Consider the following 1,105-nt stretch of genomic DNA (forward strand, 5'->3'; position numbering starts at 1 on the left):
GCTCTCTTCACCGCGAAGTTGATTCCGTAATTGGGATCGACGTACGAGAAGACGTTGGCGTACGAACCTTCACCGACCATCTTCAATTTGACCGGCGAGGGGCGATTCTCCAGCGTAACCGTGGTAGCGGACCTGCGGAAGATCGGCTCGTACTTAATGAGTTCGATCTGCCCAAAGTCGTCCGGCACCGTGCTTCCGCCGCTGCGCGAGAGCCAAGGCTCGCACCGTTCGAGCGCCTTCTGGTATCCGTCAGCCAGTTCCACTTCAACACCGGCTCGCTGCAATGCATGTAGATCCTGGTTCAGATCCTTAATCAGAGCGATCAGATCACGGCTCGGGTCGGCCCAGTAGTGGTTTGTCGTCTGCGCCCTGTCGTTGATCTGATCAAAGTGGTGGTTAAGCCGGCCGTGGAGCACAGCGAACATGCGCCCGAACGCTTCACCGTCATACAGACGCACGAAGGCAGGTGAAGCTGCCTCAGTGGCATACTTCTCCTGAAGATCTGCCAGCATGAAATCAACAGAACTTGCCATCCCCCAACTCTCCATCCTCAACGCTCCAGCGCGGCGCTGCTACAGGGTCCTCCCGCGACGCGAGATTCTTGATCCGCGCGTCCTGAGAGACTCATAGTGCCGCGTCACTCCTGTGTGCCAGGCGGTAGGTGCCCAGATCGAGGCAGGGCGACCCCCATACTTTCGCCACATCAGTTTGCGGCCCACCAACCTCGCGAAGGTCGGCAAGGGTCTAAACCGCGACGCCGTTCATCTGAGAGGTCTTTGGCCGATCTCCTCGACGAGCATCGTCTTCACGGCCAAATACGCGATCCGCTCGTTGCACACCGGAACGTGCCGTGCACCGACAGACACGACACCCCACCAAAACATCCACCGTGGATTCATCAACCGCCGACCTGGCCGTGCACTGTGGCTTGAACAGCCCGACACTGTCATTCGCTTGAATGAATTTTGGCTTACGAAGCGTGCAGATCGAGGACGAATGTCTGTAACCCGGATTTCTGGTGGTATCACTTTCTGGAAACGGTATCGAACCGAGTGGTACGTATGACCAAAGGGGCACCCCAGTGACAACAGTGGATGCACAGATC

The 1,105-nt window shown here is 57.6% G+C and carries 1 protein-coding gene; it reads right to left on the minus strand.

What is annotated here, in order from left to right; translation table 11 throughout:
• Positions 1-533: hypothetical protein (locus tag AC1DWT_RS51485; protein WP_477926303.1), on the minus strand; the 533-nt coding region annotated here is incomplete at its 3' end.
• Positions 534-1,105: the final 572 nt, after the last annotated feature.

It is taken from the genome of Rhodococcus sp. P4_B6, from assembly GCF_056402215.1.